Source organism: Pseudomonas sp. 58 R 3 (assembly GCF_900006605.1).
Classification (GTDB): Bacteria; Pseudomonadota; Gammaproteobacteria; order Pseudomonadales; family Pseudomonadaceae; genus Aquipseudomonas; species Aquipseudomonas salomonii.
Window position 1 is genome coordinate 65,524 of record NZ_CVTT01000039.1, and the last position, 17,828, is coordinate 83,351.

13 protein-coding genes, 1 tRNA gene and 2 pseudogenes are annotated in these 17,828 nt (G+C 52.9%); 7 read left to right on the forward strand and 9 right to left on the reverse strand.

Annotation, left to right across the window (positions count from 1 at the left end):
• Positions 1-83: 83 nt before the first annotated feature.
• From BFP92_RS09795 to BFP92_RS09810, 4 genes are all read left to right on the forward strand, one after another.
• Positions 84-368 carry a hypothetical protein gene (locus tag BFP92_RS09795; protein ID WP_017846196.1) on the forward strand — a complete coding sequence of 95 codons (285 nt, stop codon included), beginning with the start codon at positions 84-86 and terminating at the stop codon, positions 366-368.
• A complete protein-coding gene (locus tag BFP92_RS09800; RefSeq protein WP_065929340.1) occupies positions 365-637 on the forward strand; it encodes a DUF3077 domain-containing protein in 273 nt (90 codons plus the stop codon). The genes BFP92_RS09795 and BFP92_RS09800 overlap by 4 nt, the downstream gene beginning before the upstream one ends.
• Positions 634-3,522: a DUF927 domain-containing protein gene (locus BFP92_RS09805; protein WP_065929341.1), complete on the forward strand. Its 2,889-nt coding sequence runs from the start codon at positions 634-636 to the stop codon at positions 3,520-3,522. Before BFP92_RS09800 ends, BFP92_RS09805 begins: the two co-directional genes overlap by 4 nt.
• Positions 3,523-3,617: 95 nt before the next feature.
• Positions 3,618-4,460, forward strand: a complete 843-nt coding sequence (locus tag BFP92_RS09810; protein WP_065929342.1) for a coiled-coil domain-containing protein — start codon at positions 3,618-3,620, stop codon at positions 4,458-4,460.
• Positions 4,461-5,118: 658 nt separating this feature from the next.
• Here the strand turns inward: BFP92_RS09810 and BFP92_RS09825 are convergent.
• From BFP92_RS09825 to BFP92_RS09855, 8 genes and pseudogenes are all read right to left on the reverse strand, one after another.
• Positions 5,119-5,856, reverse strand: a complete 738-nt coding sequence (locus BFP92_RS09825) for a hypothetical protein (RefSeq protein WP_065929345.1) — start codon at positions 5,854-5,856, stop codon at positions 5,119-5,121.
• Between the two features lie 175 nt (positions 5,857-6,031).
• Entirely contained in the window at positions 6,032-6,646 is a 615-nt protein-coding gene (locus tag BFP92_RS31135) for a hypothetical protein (RefSeq protein ID WP_138814203.1), read from the reverse strand.
• The gene (locus BFP92_RS09830) at positions 6,646-7,635 is read right to left on the reverse strand and encodes a DUF262 domain-containing protein (RefSeq protein ID WP_065929346.1); all 990 of its coding nucleotides are present in this window, start codon (positions 7,633-7,635) and stop codon (positions 6,646-6,648) included. The genes BFP92_RS31135 and BFP92_RS09830 overlap by 1 nt, the downstream gene beginning before the upstream one ends.
• A gap of 308 nt (positions 7,636-7,943) precedes the next feature.
• On the reverse strand, positions 7,944-9,662 hold the full coding sequence (locus BFP92_RS09835) for an ATP-dependent helicase (protein WP_065929347.1): 1,719 nt from the start codon (positions 9,660-9,662) through the stop codon (positions 7,944-7,946).
• Positions 9,659-11,551 carry an ATP-dependent nuclease gene (locus tag BFP92_RS09840; protein WP_065929348.1) on the reverse strand — a complete coding sequence of 631 codons (1,893 nt, stop codon included), beginning with the start codon at positions 11,549-11,551 and terminating at the stop codon, positions 9,659-9,661. Before BFP92_RS09840 ends, BFP92_RS09835 begins: the two co-directional genes overlap by 4 nt.
• Positions 11,552-13,220: 1,669 nt before the next feature.
• Positions 13,221-13,387: pseudogene (locus tag BFP92_RS09845) on the reverse strand (recombinase family protein); the annotation flags it as partial.
• A gap of 58 nt (positions 13,388-13,445) precedes the next feature.
• Positions 13,446-14,453, reverse strand: coding sequence for a hypothetical protein (locus BFP92_RS09850; RefSeq protein ID WP_065929350.1), 1,008 nt, complete (start codon positions 14,451-14,453; stop codon positions 13,446-13,448).
• Between the two features lie 248 nt (positions 14,454-14,701).
• A tRNA-Arg gene (locus BFP92_RS09855) sits at positions 14,702-14,778 on the reverse strand.
• A gap of 325 nt (positions 14,779-15,103) precedes the next feature.
• Between BFP92_RS09855 and BFP92_RS09860 the strand changes: the two genes are divergently transcribed.
• The 3 genes and pseudogenes from BFP92_RS09860 (at position 15,104) to BFP92_RS09870 (ending at position 16,243) form a co-directional block, all read left to right on the forward strand.
• Positions 15,104-15,331, forward strand: coding sequence for a hypothetical protein (locus BFP92_RS09860; RefSeq protein ID WP_065929351.1), 228 nt, complete (start codon positions 15,104-15,106; stop codon positions 15,329-15,331).
• A gap of 11 nt (positions 15,332-15,342) precedes the next feature.
• Positions 15,343-15,519: pseudogene (locus BFP92_RS09865) on the forward strand (PA3371 family protein); the annotation flags it as partial.
• Positions 15,520-15,916: 397 nt separating this feature from the next.
• The gene (locus BFP92_RS09870) at positions 15,917-16,243 is read left to right on the forward strand and encodes an Arc family DNA-binding protein (protein ID WP_003193592.1); all 327 of its coding nucleotides are present in this window, start codon (positions 15,917-15,919) and stop codon (positions 16,241-16,243) included.
• 100 nt (positions 16,244-16,343) lie between these two features.
• Here BFP92_RS09870 and mgtE read toward each other — a convergent pair whose 3' ends face one another.
• Complete coding sequence (gene mgtE / locus BFP92_RS09875) at positions 16,344-17,786, reverse strand: magnesium transporter (protein WP_065929353.1); 1,443 nt, start codon at positions 17,784-17,786, stop codon at positions 16,344-16,346.
• Positions 17,787-17,828 lie beyond the last annotated feature (42 nt).

Genomic DNA, 17,828 nt, shown 5'->3' on the forward strand with positions numbered 1-17,828 from the left:
CCAGATAGTTACTCCTTAGAAGGGACGAACACCTACGCTCCCCAAAAAAAACATGATGACTTGGGAAGCTCAGGAGGTGCCCGATGAGCATGCTCCCAGGCTTTGCACTTCCCGAGGATCTGCTCTGTGTCAGTCAAGACGCCGAAGCCGGTCTGCCTATCGACGCCATCACCTGTGCGCTCGACCGCGCCGACTCGGTGCTCATGCTGTTGGAAGATCACTTAGACGGCGATAAACCCCTGCTTTCCAACCGCGTACTGTCGTCTGTTATTTGGGACGTGCGCGGCACCTTGGGCTTGATCAAAACACTCACCATGTACGGTGATGCCTCCTCTGTGCCGATGGGCCAGAAAGGCGGTGCGCTGTGACCCACTCCAGCACGCTTGGACGCTCCGAGTTTTCCCCTGCCAACGGTAACGGCCAAAACCTGTTTCGGGTGAATGCAGGGATCCCGCTAGAGGACGCACTTGAAGCCGTCTCCCAGATTCTGCACCACGCCAATCAACTGATCCTCGACGCAGCCATCAGCGATGCAGGCGAGCGCTTTAGTTGGCCTGCGTTCTACCTCGGCGAGATGGCCAAAGCGCTGATCGACGACGTGAACGAGGCGCTGCTTGACTCGAGGACCGCACCATGACTCAGCGCACCGGCAACACCTCAAAACGTCCGAGCTTTGCCGACGTAAAAAGCGCGGCCCTGAAGAACATCGACCGTGTGCTTGCTCACTGGCTGCCAAACGGCAAACGTGTTGATGGCGGCAAGGAATACACCGCACCGAATCCCACGCGCACGGACAAACGTGCGGGCTCACTCAAGGTCAATTTGAGCAAAGGCACCTGGGCGGATTTTGCCACCGGCGATAAGGGCGGCGACCTGATCGACCTGGTGCGTTACATCGACGGCGGCACGGGCGTTGAGGCCTGTAAAAAACTGGCAGATCTGCTCAGCGTTTCCGCAGGATCTGCAACCGCCAAAAGCACACCGGCCAAGAGCGCAACGCCGGAGTGGATCGCGATTCAACCGATCCCGGCCGAGGCCATGAACAAGTGCCCTGCCAAACACCGGCAACACGGTGTTCCGTCCAAGGTGTGGATCTATCGTGATGCCCAGGGCCAGCCGGTCATGGCGCTGTATCGCTTCGACCTGGCCCCAGATGAAGACGGCAAACCGAAGAAGGTCTTTGCACCGCTGACCTGGTGCAAGCGCTCCGATGGGCAAACCACACAATGGCGCTGGCAGGGGTTGCCCGAGCCTCGGCCACTGCTGCGCCTGGATGAGCTGGCACAGCGCACCGATGCGCCTGTGGTGTTGTGTGAAGGCGAAAAGGCTGCTGATGCCGCCGCCGAACTGATGCCCGGCCACGTAGCCACCTGCTGGCCGAACGGCTCGAACTCCTGGCACAAGGCCAATCTGACGCTGCTCAAAGGGCGCGCTGTGGTGCTGTGGCCGGATAACGATGCCAGCGGCACGGCGTGCATGGACGCTATCGAGCTGAAGCTGATTGAGCTGGGCGCCGCCTCAGTGCAACGAGTCTCGCTCGACGTGTTCAAGCTCAAGCCCAGCAACAAAGATGGAAAGCCGACATTGATCAAGGGTGGCAAATGGGCGGATGGCGATGATGCAGCGGATGCGCTAGCCAAAGGTTGGACCGCTGGCCACGTGACCAAGCTGGTGCGCAACGGCGGTTTTTTCGGCAGTGCCGTTGAGTCCACTGAGCCTAAAGGACAGAAGGCTAAGGCACCAGCCAAACGACCTGCGAAATCGAAAAATGATCTGTTGCCGGGCGGTTTTCGGCTGACGCCTGAAGGGGTGTTTTACTCCGGCGATGATGGCGAGGCGCGCCCCGTCTGTTCGCCTCTGGAAATCATCGCACGCACTCGCGACGACAAGGGCCACAACTGGGGCTTGTTGGTCGAGTTCGACGACCCGGACGGCGCCAAAAAACGCTGGAATATTCCAGCCAGGACCATGACCGGCGACTTCGGCAAGGACGTACTCGGTCCATTGGTAGACATGGGCCTGCGCCTCGCGGGAAGCCGATCAGGGCGCAATGCTCGCAACGACCTACAAAGCTATCTCGGCGGCTTCGACAGCGCCCAGCGCGCACGTTTGGTGACACGCCTGGGCTGGCATAACAACGCTTTCCTTTTGCCCGAACAGCAAATTGGCTCGCACGCCGAACACCTGCATTTTTATGAGGCTGGTGCCCAGCTGCCAACAATCAGCGAGGCGGGCTCTCTGGAACAATGGCAGCAGCAAATCGGCGCGCTGTGCGTTGGCAACCACCGCTTAGCGTTTGTAGTCTCTGTGGCCTTTGCAGGACCACTGTTGAACCTGCTCGGGCATGAGTCGGGCGGCTTCCACCTGTACGGTGACAGTTCCGGGGGCAAGACCACTCACCTGCAAGTCGCTGCCTCGGTCTATGGAGGGCCGCGTCTGGTGCGTTCGTGGCGTTCGACAGATAACGCCCTGGAGTCCATCGCAGCAGCCCACTCAGACGGTCTTCTGGTGCTGGATGAAATCGGTATGTGTGACCCGCGCATTATTGGCGAAACGGTGTACATGCTCGGCAATGGCACCGGCAAAGCCCGGGCGAATGAACGAGGACAAGCGGGTCGACAGGTGCAGGAGTGGCGCTTGCTGTTTCTTTCGACCGGCGAGAAGACGTTGGCGCAACACATGGCGGATGCCAACAAGGAGCTGAAAGCAGGCATGGAAGTGCGCATGCTCGCCGTGCCTGCGGACGCGAGCAAGGGGCTCGGCATGTTCGATGTGCTGAACGGTTTTGAGGACGCTGCCGCCCTCTCCGATGCGCTCAAGGCGCGTGTAGCCAAATACTACGGCACACCCCTCACCGCATTCCTGCACGCACTGTGCGCACCTGGGGAAATGCTCAGATGGTCTGTGATCGTTCGCCGCACGGTGGAGCAGTTCATCACCCAAAACCTGCCCGCCTCGGCCAGTGGTCAGGCCCAGCGTGCAGCCCTTCGCTTTGGCCTCGCGGCAGCGGCCGGAGAGTTGGCCACCGCCTTCGGCGTCACTGGTTGGCCTGATGGCGCGGCCACGACCGCCGCACGGGTGTGCCTGCATGCGTGGCTGGCCGAACGTGGTGGTGCCGGTAATTTCGAAGGCGACGCGATCTTGGCGCGACTGCGCCAGATCATCGAACGTTTTGGAGAAAGCCGCTTTACCCGTTGGGAATCTGCTGCTGCAAAAATCGACGAGCACGGTCCACGCACGATTGATCGGTTGGGCTTTCGCAAGACGATGGAACACGGCATGGGCGACGCCCTGCACACCACCAACACCTACTACGTGCTGCCTGAAGCCTGGAGGGCCGAGATCTTCAAGGGCATGAACATCAGCGCCGTGAACAAGGAGTTGCTGCAACGGGGCGCGCTCGAGCCGGGAAGCAATGGAAAGGCATACAGCCTGATTCGCCTGCCTGGATTAGGCCCTCAGCGCTGCTACGTGGTGAAGACGGTTCCAGGAACGAATGAGAACGAGGCCAAGGCCGCCTGACGACACACCTGCTGACCGAGGTAGCGCCGGCTCATTCCCGGCCTCGCCAGCCGTTCAACCATCTTTATAAATCGTAATGCACAGAGACAATACAGATGAACACTATTCAAGAACTGAAAGACCGCCGCGACACTCTGACCCTCGAAATGGAGAGAATTCAGAATGACCTGGCGCCCTTCGAAGCGGCACTGGAAAGCCCAGAGGTTATCCAGCAAGGCCGTCAGCGGGCTGTGCAGGATGAAATCAACGATCACAAAAGACGCATCGACTCGCGAGACTTTGAGATCCACCGTCTGAATCAAAAGATTGATCGCCTCGAGGCACTGGCGAACCGTGAGAGCTTGGCTGCGGGCTACATCGCCGAGATGGCGACCTGGAAGGCCGACGAGATGGAACTCAACGAGAAGCGCAACAGCATAGAGACTCGGCTGCAGCAGGTACGCCAGAGCGATCAGGAAGAGATGGCAAAGGCTCGACAAGCTGAAACAGACGCGGCCACCGCATATGCGCAGGCTGTCGCCTGGGGTGATGTGGAGGGCGAGAAAGCCGCTAACGCAGAAGCTCAAAAAGCAGCAAAAAACCTCACAACTGCGGTTGAGCATCATCGCCGTCAACAACTGCTCATCACCGCCTTGGAGCAGGAGCTGGTAACGATTGATCAGCACATCACGGAGGCACAAAAAGAACATGCCAAGATTGAAAAAGAAGCAGCACACCTGGCAAACACGGTGTTAGAAGAAAAGTGGAACGAAGCCGCGAAGGCGCTGCTGGAAACCGGAGGTAAGTTGTGGGCAGCACGCAACCTGATTAATCGAGATCCGGTTGCATTGATGAAGCTGGATATCCCTGAACAGGGCGAGCGCTTTGGAAGCTGGACTTGGCAAGAACTCGCAGATCGCTCGCGCCAACACAGCCTGATTGACCTATTGGCGTCCTAGCCAAACCCTCCCCGAGGCAACCAGCGAGGACATGTTGCTTCGGGCCAACCATCGGTCTAACCATGAATAAACCACCACAGAACAGAGCACAGATGCCTGATTACCTAAAGGCCCGGAAACTCCATTTGAACGAGATCATTCTCGTGTTGGGTGATATGAACAAGCTCAATGCAAGAGCAAACAAAGGCAATAAAGTCGAGACGCTCACGATTGTTGCAATTAAGTCAGAGCTTGATTTCATTGACCTTCAGCTCAAAAGAAAGAACAGTTAATGAGGAGGCGGAAGCTTAAGCAACTTCCGCTTCGCTACATTCACCCATTACAAACAAGGCTTCAAATTTTTTGACTTTAGGTCTGTGGCGACTGTGGGCTGATGACTGCTTTCGGCCGATTCTGTTGAAAAATTCGCCCATGGTCTCCACGGCAGAAAAGTACGCGTTTGAGATTGAAATCTTTACTTTGAACAGAGGGGTCCGGGCTCAGATTTCGTATAGCAGCGCGCAAAAAGGGCATGTTCAGCAGTCAATACATGCGCAGCCTGGAAGGATCGACTTTTTCAACACCATCGGTCAGAAGCGGTCATTCAAATGCTCAAAACACTACGCTACGCCACATTACCTGTTCAAGGTTATTACATGATTTTCGGCAGCCCTTAGTGCTATAGGCGTGCAAATTGTGAGTTCGCGTACTCGCCATGGTAAGTTCTATTTATATTTAAAAGCAGAATGTGATACCTGATAAATGCTGCAAGCTCATCGAGATTTTCTGCATTCGCCATGTATTTTTCCTCTACCCCTTTTTTGCTCCAGGTAAATGTATGCGTACAGTTATCAGGGGTGTACTCAGAAATCAATCTTCCTATAGGAACTTCGTCTTCGTTTTCACTCTCTGGATATTCCACAAGAAGAAAGCTCAACATGCCATCACCCCCTCCGACTAGCAATTGCACTTCAAGCGTAGAAATGAATGAGCTTACAATATCAAAATACACATAAATATCGTCTGCTTTTGGTATCTTATACTCATGTTCAAGCCTATTTCTTATTGCATTTATCCGACTTAGCGAGTATTTGCTGAACATACCGCACTTTTCAATGAAGCCCAGCTTTCTATCAATGCCTAACCGCTTCTTTTTGTAATACTCAAACAAATTTAACGAGAAGAGGAATACGTCTATTTGACAGTCTATTGCTCGCTTCAAATTTGAAATACAATTAATAACAGAGCGATCAGACTCTAGGTCGCCTAGCTCGGCTTCAGCATACTCTAAAAATTCTCTCGGATGAATTTCATAATCAGGCAGCCCAACAATACCGCCCCCACGACTAGATACCATTAAATTGTATACATGATCTTTTAAAAATTGCTTAACAACTTGAGCCTTTTCGGTTGGCATCTTTACTGGCTACCTGAAGGTTAAGATACGAATTTGACCCGCAAAAATATATTCCTGACCGTTTTTGCAAGCTCTAGGACCTCTGGGATATATCTATAGACCAGCTAATTATGTTTCTCCTATTGCGGTAATATTATATTTTATCTCCGCAACGCAAATGAGAACATCACTGAAACTAAACTCCACTACTCATCGCTGTAAGAATTGCCTTGGTAGATGAGAGATATCTATTGATTAGACAGGTTTTGGTGCGTTTTGTTGAGATTAAGAATACTCCAGGCGTCAAATTTATGTGCGCCCCATATGTTTGACGTATAACATCCTTGAAGTCGCTTCTCGCACTCGTAGTATTATGAGCCAATGCGTTTCGCACTCGCCTCATATCTTCAATTATTTGGCCGTGAGCTTGTGCGGTAATTATGAATTTTTCAGTTGTGGGTATTATGTTATCAACACTTTCGCGAATGTACTTAGCTTTTGTCCATTTCAGATTATAGATCGGCTTGGCTCTACCGTGCGATAAAAAAAGAGCCCGGGAATCTTGAGCTCGACTTGCTCTGACTGTAAGAGCTGCTGACGTCCCATTCAAATATTTGCCCCCAGCAGCAATTTTATAGGCTAACTCAGCTACACTGTCTTCAAATATAGTAAACAAGCGAAGCATAATCATTTCACCTATAAAATGCTGGTATTTTGCATCAAGCCTTTCGGCATCAACTTTGTGATGTTGTAGTCGGTCAATTTGGGCATGCGCCTCACGAAGAGTGATCGCTAAATTTGGCAGCGCCATTAAATAAACCCTTTAATGTAGCTGTCACGAACTCTCCTCTGCGAAATGCGCTGTGTCGTTGATGAGCACGCTGTTTTAAAGTCTAGATCTGCTTGAGTGAGGTTTTGCTCTGCGTTAAATCGCTGATCGATTTCAATTATCGCATTGGTGAGTCTTTTCGTTGCTATGCGGGGGTTCTGATTAATCACCATCAACAGTGAAAAGAAGACAGGTTGACGCTTGAAAATCGTGTCTGTTATATGTTGCGGATCGAGGGAGGCGACTTTGTCAAAAACGGAATCAAGTTTCTTTGTGACAATATCTATATCTTCAAACTCCTCCTCATATTCTTTGTATATGTTATCTAATGCAGTTTGACTAAAATCCGAAAGCCCATTAATTATGTTGTGAACCAAGTCAGATATAAATAGAACTTCATTCATACGAGAGATGTCGGTGGAAGAAAATATATCGTAATTTCTCCAGAACGGCATTCTGCTAGATGCTTGCGAAAGACAAAACTGTTTCATTTCTCCACTATGAGCGGCATTCCTTTTCTCTTGCGGGTTCAGAGATTTACTGACGGAATTAATTCGTCCAAAAATATCAATCACGTCTGAGTCGGATGCTCCCAACAAGTAACCGACAGGAATTGAAGTCAGCAAGAACTTTTGCTGCTCGTCTCTTTTTAATTGCGAGAAAAGTACTTTTAATTTATGCGCTGGATGCCTTGCGGTGAATTCATCTGCACAGTAACTAAGAATTGCCCTTGTTCTTTGCTGACCGTCTACCACCTCTCTAATGCTTTTCGAGTTCTCTAAATCGAGAGAGTGTCGAATATAGATTGCCGGTATGGGTTTTTGCTCAATTAGCGTGTTGGTGAGATACGATTTTTGCGGCGTGCTCCAGACTGAACGCCGCTGATACCATGGGTTAAGATTTAGTTCACCTGCTTTTTCCAAGTTAATAATATCTTGAATTATTAAAGACTGGTAATCAACCCTATCCATTTGTATACTCCTTTATTTTTCGCCAACTATTCAATTAATCTGCGCGTTTCTGATTCTTCATATTGGTCTTTATTCAAATTTTTTTCAATAACAGTTTCGATATCTTCCGGCCAGCATCAGTAGCGATCAGATAAAAGCGGTTCAGACGTAACGATTTGGGAACATAGCTGTTCAGCTAAGCCTCAAAGGTCGATTCTGACAGAAAAGCCGGCAGTCATGAAAAGGTTGAAAATGCCCCGTGAGAGACCTAATGTCTTCGTTGCACTGAAAACTACCTCTCACGGTATGCGATGACGGCCATCTGATCGTTACAGTGTTGCGGCCTCGATGAAGCCGGCGTTGATTAAGTCTGCGCGCATTGTACCCAAGCAACTGTTTGGGACGGCCAGCCAAAATAGGTTTTTCGCCCTCGTCAGTGCCACATAGCCGATGCGTCCTTCTTCCGTAGCGACACCGGCCAGCAACGCGCTGATGTTGGCCTTAGTCGCGATGTAGAGCACCGCGTCGATGGATTCGCCTTTAACTTGGTGAACAGTTTCAACTCGTAGGCCAGGTGCTTCCTTATCATCGGCGTTGGCACCGCTAAGCGCGACGTCGTCCAAGCGTCTCTTGGCCATTTTATTTCCGAACGTAGCGACTGTGGTCAGACCGAACTGTTGATCAATTTTGGCAAGCAAAGAGCGCAGATTTGCGACGAGCATCGGATGCCATTCTGCTTTGGCTTGCAGCGAAGAGGACGGTAGCCCGGACTCCGCATTGCGAGTAAATGCCCACAGCAATCTCCTGAGTCTCAGCATCCAGCCATCATTAGGCGAACCCTGCAGCGCCGAACTGAGCCCAAGCGGGGCATCCTCGAGGAGACTCAAAACCGCGCTGCAAACCAGGCGGAAGGCATCCTGATAACGATGCAACTGATCGCGGGCCAATGACGCTTCTGCGAAAAGGTTCACAACACCCAGTCCTGGGGCGGCTGACTTACCCGCAAGCTTGGCGGCACGATCAGCGTTCCTGCTGAGAATGACTGAGTCTGCTGCGTGTATACCCAGTTCGCCGAGGCGAACTTTGAAAGAGCTGAACAGCTTAGGCAGTTCGGCGTCTTTATATCCTACGAAAAATACTCCACCTTGCTCGGGTTGCCTGTCTGGCTCATCGTTACGACCGCAGAGGTGGTTGGCAATATCAATGATTGGAGGGAGGGAGCGGTAGTTACGGGTAAGCTTGTAGGCTTTGACTCCTTCGCGGTCGGCATAGGTTTTCAAAAACATGCCATCAGCCCCGGCGAAAGAGAAGATACCTTGGTTAACGTCACCAATCAGTGAAACCTGCACGCCAGCCTTGATAAGCAATTCCAAGGTCACTTTGTGCATTGTGCCCAGATCCTGGGACTCATCGACCAAGATCTGCGGATATCGATTGGCCAATGCCCGCAGAATGGCTGGTTGATTAAGCAGCGTTCGAACTACCCAGTAGCGTCCTAGGTCATGGGTATATGCGCCAGTGCGTCCTAGCTTTTCGATGAGCGCCTTGGCCTTGGCCCGATCAAGATGTTCAGATGCCCCATAGATGTCGATGAAAAAGACCGACTTCCCATTTTCTACGCCTACCTGCACATCTTTGATCGGGATTGGGCGCTCGGTTTCGCTCTTCCAGTACTGGAAGCTACTTAAGAAGGGCTCCGAGCCCAATACAAGATAGGGGGTTTGCTTGGAGCCCATGGTGCGGTAGGCATGGGGAAGCAGAACATGCTGGGTGAAGAAACCATCGAGCGTGTCAACCTCTACGCGCTTACGATTGGCGTCGTCAGGTAGAGCCGAGGCCAGCTCTGCGTAACCCTTGTTGAATGTATTGACGGCGACATTGGAAAACGACAACAGCACGACCCGGCCGCGGTGATCGGCCAGCTTTTGCCGAATGGCGATCAGCCGCCGAATAGCTGTGGCTGTTTTACCACTGCCGGCGCAAGCCGTGACCGCCATCGGTTCTAAAGGAGCTTCGATTATACCGTTCTGCTCATCGGATAGCTTCATGGCTTGTCCGCTCCCCGGCAAACGTGTCGGATCGCTTTCTCTAGGTACTCTGGGACCTTGCATCCAGGCGTTATAGCAATCTGTTCGGCAAGCGCTTGGCCGAAGCGGCCCTTCTGCACATTACTACTGGTATCTTTGCGCTCGAACATCCCGCAGAACAGCGCCTTGGCTTTGGCAGTGTTGTCCGGCGCGCCGTCCACGATTTTGCGCAGCGCCACAGAGATCCTGGGATGAAGTTCGGCCAATGCTTTCAGCATCGCGTCCCGATTTTCCGCCAGTAGAGCCAGGTCGTACTCAAGGGTCTTTACCCCGTGGAGCACCTTCACAAACTCATCTTCGGATTCCTTCATTTTCAGCGTGTTGCTCGATATCCGGATAGCATCGTCGAGCCCCGGATATGCAGCTTTTAGCTTCTTCTTTTTCGTTGGCTCGTCACCTTTGTCGGCCAACCGTTCGGCTTCATCCCCGTCTTCCACGTCTGCTTCTTCGAGGTAGGCTGCCTCCGCGAGCAGATCCTCCTGAATCTCCTCGTCAGGTCGCTCGGCCCCAGCGGGTTCAGATACCTCTTCTTCGTCGAACGGGTCAGCATCGGTTATGACCGAGACTGGGATGCGCAGTCCTTTCTCTCCAAACAGCGGCAGGAACGAGTCGAAATTCAGTCCCTCGACACTGATCAAACTGATCCCATATTCCCTTAAATCGAATCCCAAAATTTTCGCGAGCGCGTCTACCAGCATGAGTTCTGCGGCGCCCTCTACGAAAATCACGCGGCGGGCGAAAAATAGCTCAGCTCGGGTCACGTCCAAGTAGCGCTCCAGTTTCTCCCGCTTGCCTTTCGCGAACTGGACATCACGTGGAAAGAAGGTCTCAACGCCGGCTTCGTTCTCAACTAAGCACACCAGAGACTCGAGCTTCGAATTGCTGGCGAAATTCGGAGAGTGGCTGGTGACGAACAACTGCACCGGTTTTTCACCTTCCTTGGTGGGGATGCCGGCCAGGTAGCTTAATAGTACGCGCTGAAGTTGGGGGTGCAGGTGAGCCTCCGGCTCCTCCACGATCAAGCTTCGGTACGCGGCATCGGGATTTTTGGCCAGCTCGCTTAGCACCACTGCCATGAAAATCAGGTTGTTGAAGCCAAGGCCGTTTTGCTCAATCTCCATGGACTGAGCAGTCAGGGATAGTCGGGCGGAAAGGCGCTGAAAATCGGTTGCGCTGAGTCCGACGGCCAGTACCTGCGCCAACTGCTCACCCATCATGGAGCCGTGCCGGGTGGAGATCGCAGCATGAGTACTTTTAATTGCCTCGCTCTGCTGCAACTGATCATCTAGTTTTTTCAACGCAACGTTGATCGCCTCACGCCCCTCATCATCGGTCAGAAGGTGAAGTAGGCGAGCCAGCTGGCTGTTGCGGCTAGGACGCAGCCCTTGGGCAGCATCACGCAGAGGTTGTAGGTAGACGCCACGCAGGTTTTCCATCATGTCCGAGGTGAGAGGGATGTTCTGGTAATCTCCACACCACCGCTTCACCCGGAAGCGGCCAGACTTATCGGCATCGGTGTACCTGACGTGGATGTGCGCTTCCATGGCGTTGTCAGCGCTTGGCTTCAGAGCCGCGATGAAGTCGGCCTCGTCGTCGTGACTGAGATCCTTGAAGACAAAGTGGAAGCTTATGTCGCCTTCTGGTTCCCCTTCTTTAGCCCGATGACGGTCGGCGATATCGAGGCGGGGATAAGGCTCCTCATGCCCGGCCAAGAGGGTCCGCAGAGCATCCACTACGGCGCTTTTCCCCACGTTGTTGGGACCGACGAGAACATTCAGTCCAGGCTGGAATTTCAGCTTGGCGTCACGCAGCTTGCGGAAGTTTTTTATGGTGAGTTCAGCTAGGTACATTAGGGGGCTCCATCCTTGATTATCGGATGGAATCCTATCGAGCTGAGTTACGCAATAGCAGTAGAAAGGGGCAGGTGGCTAGAGTACGTGGTTGCTAGGGCTTAGCCACGCATTGGTTTAGTCCTAACCCTCCGCGTGCATTCGCACTTGACCGGCGCACTGCGAAACATTGGTCGGCTGCTTTCGATCTGAAACCGCCCTTAGCGGAGTGCAGAAGGATCGACGCAGACATTCGAACAGTTAAACTAATACGGTTAGCTATCGACCGTGACTGACCGCTATTGGCCGACTGTGTTGAAAAAGTCGGTCCTTCCAGGCTGCGCATGTACTTACTGCTGAACATGCCTTTTTTGCGCGCGGCTACGCGAAATCCGAGCCCGGAACCCTCTGCTCAAAGTAAAGATTTCAATCTCAAGCGCGTACTTTTCTGCCGTGGAAACCATGGGCGACTTTTCAACAGAATCGGCCAGTAGCGGCCCTTATAAGCGAAAGCCCCTAGATCGATGATCTCTCGCCTTAATCACGACAAATCGACCCTCCAGAGCATTCATTTATGTAACACCTATTTACCGTGTAACACGTATATAGGAAAACCAGACCGAGCAGTGTAACTCAAAATAAATCGTTTAAAATCATAGAGTTATAGAGTTGCGTAACACGCGCAACACCCGTAACACGGTTTTATTAGGGCATCCCCATAGCCCCGTTAATATTGCCCCTCCAGCGAAGCTAGGCCTACCATGCTCTTGGCTGTGGTTCGATAGTGGGGACCCTAGCGCACTCTCGAAGGTACGGGGCATGAAACCCGAGGGATCGTATTAGCGGAAGGGCACCCAGCTTAGTGAACAGGTGAACCTGGTAAACTCCAGTTCACCTGTGCACACGCCCTACCCTTTCAGCCTTCTGCGAGTACCATTACCAATACGGTAACGATGCCCCTTTTTCTTCAAGATCCTTTCAATTTCAACATTGAAATTTCAGTAAGCTGGTGTGATTGCCGCTACCACGATCCCGCGGGTTTCCGACCCCGTATCCCTCGAATAGCGCCAGGGTCCCCAGCGAGTTTCGATGTGCCATTTGATGAAGCATCGCTTCAGACCACGTATTGAATTGCCTACAACAACCCATGTCTGAGCATGGCTCGATGTTGATTCGCTTAGGTCAATCCGCTGGTGGTTCAACGTCCGCATAACCGAGTAGCGATATCAGAGCCGGCGACCACAGTGAGATTTCCGATGCTGTCAACGAATCGGAACGCCCTCTCGCTGGAGGAAACGTTGCTACAGGGGACAGGGGACACACCTTCATAACCGTGTTACAGGTGTTACACACGTTACGAAAACTCTAACAATCTGTATTTAAAGGATTTTCCATGCGTCACACTCAACAACGTGGTGCGGCAAGATAGTGTTACATGAGTGGTAGGTGTTACACCTGAGCAAAGCGGGTAGCGACAATTGAGACATCTGATGCTGCCAACCATTAGTGACGTTCTGTCGCTGCAGGAAACGTTGCTACAAGGGGCAAGGGGACGCAGCTTCAAACCTTGTTACGGGCGTTACACATGTTACAAAAGATCTTAAGCCACTGATTTAAAGGAATTTTCTCGCGTTACACGTTGGAATGGAGTTGTCGAAATATAGCGTTACATCATTGACAGCTGTTACACGATTGCGGCCTTGAGCTTCTGCCAGTCCTCTACAGGAAGCCGTGAGAGGCGACCTTTGACTCGACCGGGAGCACGTCGCTCTTGCGCGCATCGTTGGGCAAGCGCAGCAGCCCAGGCCGGTCTACCGTGGCGCCGCTGGCGTTCTCCAGGTAGACACTGGCTGCTAAACACGCCAAATTCATCACTACGATAGCCCTCAGAATCAAAGAGAGAGAAGGATAATGACTATCTGGCCCGAGGGATCTCATTTAGGATTTTTCTCAAGTCAAAACCCCGTATGCGGCCTTCTTCAAGCAACTCCGTAAATTGCTTTATGTAAAGATGCGAATCGGTTTCTGTAGGTTTTTCTGCTCCTTTGATGAATATTGGAAGCATCCTCTGAATCACCTCCTTTCCATGAGCAATCAGCCTTTCTTCGCTCCATTCCTTCATATACCTATCCGCCCGGTATTGTGCCTCTACCAGGTCCTGTAAAGACTTGGGGGCCGGCCGGGGACCTTGGTTGCGCTCAAATTGGAGATAGGATGTTTCGCTCGTACTTTCATAGTTGTGACCTTGCGAGCGCGCCCAAGCTTGCAGAAAAAGCTGAATTTCTTGCTCAATTTTATGATGGCGATGCGCATTGAAGTCATTGCTGATAACGAAGGCCGGCAAGAGGGTTGAACCACCTCCGCCTCGCTGCAACCGGTACGTAGTCTGGATCAAAATAATAAAATCAATTTCCGAGAACCGGCCTGGATCTTTGCCGTCACCGATGAGCCGGAAACTGAACCTGTCGGCGAGCTGAGAGGCGGGAATGCTTTCGACGGTGTCATTCAGTATAAGCGCTATTCCGGGAGTATCGGGGTCAAGGCTCAATAGCCTTTTGGATGAGGCGATCTGTTTTTTGGCATTCCTAAGCACTCCCTCAACCATCCTGGTTGCGTTAGAGAACATTCTGTCGAGATGCTCTTTCCCGCCCGGTGTGTTCTTGATCGCGGTTTCGAGGTCATAGTCGCCAAAGATCAGCGGAAACTCATCAGACTCCATTAGCGATTTGGCACCATCCATAATCTTGTCTTTCGGGTCGACCTTTAGCGTTTTGAGCTCAACAACCGCTTGCCTGTTGAAGAAAAGATAATCCGCGATCTTGACGCCGCTAGGCTGGGGAACATGACCATCAAGAGGCGTCACATGGCTTTGGCTTAGGAGGAAGCTGATCATCCGTTCCTCGATATCCCGCACGTTGTCCATCCGATACCTATCCATTGATACACGGGTAAGCGTGACATTCTAGACGTAGCTGAACGCACAGAGTCGCAGCAGATAGCGGGAGCTGCGAAAAATATCGGCCGGAATTCAATATTTGGGCTGGAGAAATAACGGAGGATGAGGACGCTGGCTAAAGACTTTTGATTAGCCAAATTCTAGCCGCTGCTGTCACCCTGCTGTCACGGCAACTGGAGCGACAAGAGGAAAATGGCTGGAAGCACTGAATTAGATGGTGTCCCAGGGCCGGTTCGAACGGCCAACCTTCCCCTTAGGAGGGGGATGCTCTATCCAATTGAGCTACTGGGACAAATGACAGCCATCGGGCACGGGGCACTGCGACGGACGGCGTGCATGTTAACGGCCGAGGTGGGTTTTGTCATGTCGTCCGTGGGCTTTTTAAGTGTAGGCCGATTTTTGTTCCGCCGATGCGCGCCTTGCCCCGCAACCACGGGGCCCGGACCCTGTCGTGCAAAATGCACTACCCCAAAATGCCATCATTGCAAATTGCAACCTGGCGATGCTTTAGATTAGACTTAAGGCGTTGATTTTATTGAAATAATAGATTGGCACGGGACCTGCAATACTTCTCCTACAAACCCATTCAGCCACGGCGTTTAGCGGAGAACATGACCATGAACAGTGCCCTTCTGTTAGCCCTCAACACCATAGCCCTGGCTGCACTGGTGATGTTTCATTTCCAATCGACCGGCAGTAATGATCCTGCACAGATCAGCCAGGCCGTGCCGCACCACCTGCAACAACGCCCGCAATTGGCGGTGATGACGCCCAACGCGCAATCGCCGATACGTCTGACCCAAGGCACCCAGACTGCACCGGCATCCGAACATTGGGTTTTCTGAGGAAGCCATTGATGAGCAAATCCGCCTGGCTGTTTTTGTGCCTGACTATCGCCACTGGCGTTCTGGGTCTGGGCGCCACCTCTGAAGAAGGGCAAACCGCTGCAACTGTTGCTGCGGCTGTGTTCACAAGCTTCCTCCTGTTGACGCTTTTCATGGGCCGCAAAATAAAGTTCGATCCAGTTTTGCGCTGCCCCCTGCACCGCACCTTCCCCCTTCGACCTTATGTCGCCCCGCGCTAGCAAATCGGCAAATTGCCACTAGTCTTAAAAATAAGGGCAAAAGGCCACTTTGCTTTAGGATGTGCGGCCTCAACCCCTGTGCCGGCCTGGACTGACGGGAAGTTCCGTTGCGGAATGACCCGTTTGAAAGTTTTCCAACCAGTCCGCAAAAATACAAATGAGTGCTGGCATTAAGCCTTTAGGCAGTTCAATATTTGTCACAGAATTGACGCCAAGGAACTGTCAAATCTGAGGCATGATGCGGCCTCTTTGCAATTCGGGTTGAACTTTGGTCGTGAGCCTTGTCTTAACACTCATCTTGCGGCCAATTCCAGAAACCGCTCCCCTGAACTAACCGGTTAAATATATGCGCCCATTGAAACAGGCAATTTATTCCAGCCGTACGGCTGACAAGTTCGTCGTACGTCTGCCAGACGGAATGCGGGAACGCATTGCCGAGGTGGCTCGCAATCATCACCGCAGCATGAACTCCGAAATCATCGCGCGCCTGGAGCAGAGCCTTATTCAGGAAGGTGCGCTGGGCGAAGAGTTGAGCATGCGCCTGGACAGCCCCGAGCTGTCACTGCACGAACGCGAACTGCTGCAGCGTTTTCGTCAGCTCTCCCACCGCCAGCAAAATGCTCTCGTCTCGCTTATCGCGCACGACGTTGAGGCGGCCGCAGAAGCCAATTGATCTGCAACTGAAAGCCGAAGCCAGCGCTATGCTGGCTTTTTTTGTGTGAAATTTGAGGGGCACGGCAGAGGGCGGTGCGGGAGCCGGGCCCCCACAGGGATCAGAGCAGAAAGATCGTCGCCAGGCCCAGGAAGATGAAAAAGCCACCGCTGTCGGTCATGGCCGTGATCATCACACTGGCACCCATGGCCGGGTCACGCCCCAGACGTGCCAGCGTCATGGGGATCAACACGCCCATCAGCGCCGCCAACAGCAGGTTGAGGGTCATGGCTGCCGTCATTACCACGCCCAGTGACCAACTGCCATATAGCAAGTAAGCCACCACACCGATCACGCCGCCCCACACCAAACCGTTGATCAGGCCCACGGCCAACTCTTTGCGCAATAGGCGCGAGGAATTGGCCGTACTGACCTGGTCCAGTGCCATGGCACGCACAATCATGGTGATGGTCTGGTTACCGGAGTTGCCGCCGATACCGGCCACAATCGGCATCAGGGCCGCAAGCGCTACCAGCTTCTCGATCGACCCCTCAAACAGACCGATCACGCGCGAGGCAATGAACGCCGTGATCAGGTTGACAGCCAACCACGCCCAGCGGTTATGCAGGGAGCGCCAGACTGACGCAAAAATATCTTCCTCTTCACGCAGACCCGCCATGTTGAGGACTTCGGTTTCACTCTCTTCACGAATCAGGTCGACCATTTCATCGATGGTCAAACGGCCAATCAGCTTGCCGTTCTTGTCGACCACCGGCGCCGAGATCAAGTCATAACGCTCAAATGCCTGGGCGGCCTCGTAGGCGTCTTCATCCGGGTGGAAACTCACCGTATCGCTGGCCATCAGATCCGCTACTTTCTTGTCCGGATCATTGACCAGCAAACGTTTGATCGGCAACACGCCCTTGAGAATGCCTTCGTAGTCGACTACGAACAATTTGTCGGTATGACCCGGCAGCTCTTTGAGGCGACGCAGGTAACGCAAAACCACTTCCAGGCTGACGTCTTCGCGGATGGTGACCATCTCGAAGTCCATCAGTGCGCCAACCTGATCCTCGTCATAAGACAACGCGGAGCGCACACGCTCGCGCTGTTGGCTGTCGAGGGCCTCCATCAATTCATGGACAACATCACGCGGCAGCTCAGGCGCCAGGTCAGCCAGCTCGTCGGCGTCCATCTCCTTGGCGGCAGCCAGGAGCTCATGATCGTCCATGTCGGCGATCAGGGTTTCACGGACCGAGTCGGATACTTCGAGGAGGATGTCGCCGTCGCGGTCAGCCTTGACCAACTGCCACAGGGTCAGTCGATCATCCAGCGGCAAGGCTTCAAGAATATAAGCGACGTCGGCAGAGTGCAGGTCATCGAGCTTGCGTTGCAGCTCAACGAGGTTTTGCCGGTGAACCAGGTTTTCGACGCGGTCGTGGTGCGGACCTTCCTGGCGGTGCGTGAGGTCTTCGACCACGCGCTGACGCTGCAGCAGCTCGATGACTTGAGCCAGGCGATCCTGCAGGCTGTCTTGTGTTTTCTTTACTTCTACTTCGGTCATAGGCGAACTCCACTCCCAGCAGCGGGGCACGCCGGAAGGATC

Coding starts and splice junctions, on each gene's coding strand:
- mgtE (WP_065929353.1), bottom strand. CDS start 17,786: ATGACCGAAGTAGAAGTAAAGAAAACACAAGACAGCCTGCAGGATCGC.
- BFP92_RS09805 (WP_065929341.1), top strand. CDS start 634: ATGACTCAGCGCACCGGCAACACCTCAAAACGTCCGAGCTTTGCCGAC.
- BFP92_RS09850 (WP_065929350.1), bottom strand. CDS start 14,453: ATGGACAACGTGCGGGATATCGAGGAACGGATGATCAGCTTCCTCCTA.
- BFP92_RS09795 (WP_017846196.1), top strand. CDS start 84: ATGAGCATGCTCCCAGGCTTTGCACTTCCCGAGGATCTGCTCTGTGTC.
- BFP92_RS09810 (WP_065929342.1), top strand. CDS start 3,618: ATGAACACTATTCAAGAACTGAAAGACCGCCGCGACACTCTGACCCTC.
- BFP92_RS09825 (WP_065929345.1), bottom strand. CDS start 5,856: ATGCCAACCGAAAAGGCTCAAGTTGTTAAGCAATTTTTAAAAGATCAT.
- BFP92_RS09870 (WP_003193592.1), top strand. CDS start 15,917: ATGCGCCCATTGAAACAGGCAATTTATTCCAGCCGTACGGCTGACAAG.
- BFP92_RS09835 (WP_065929347.1), bottom strand. CDS start 9,662: ATGAAGCTATCCGATGAGCAGAACGGTATAATCGAAGCTCCTTTAGAA.
- BFP92_RS31135 (WP_138814203.1), bottom strand. CDS start 6,646: ATGGCGCTGCCAAATTTAGCGATCACTCTTCGTGAGGCGCATGCCCAA.
- BFP92_RS09830 (WP_065929346.1), bottom strand. CDS start 7,635: ATGGATAGGGTTGATTACCAGTCTTTAATAATTCAAGATATTATTAAC.
- BFP92_RS09860 (WP_065929351.1), top strand. CDS start 15,104: ATGAACAGTGCCCTTCTGTTAGCCCTCAACACCATAGCCCTGGCTGCA.
- BFP92_RS09840 (WP_065929348.1), bottom strand. CDS start 11,551: ATGTACCTAGCTGAACTCACCATAAAAAACTTCCGCAAGCTGCGTGAC.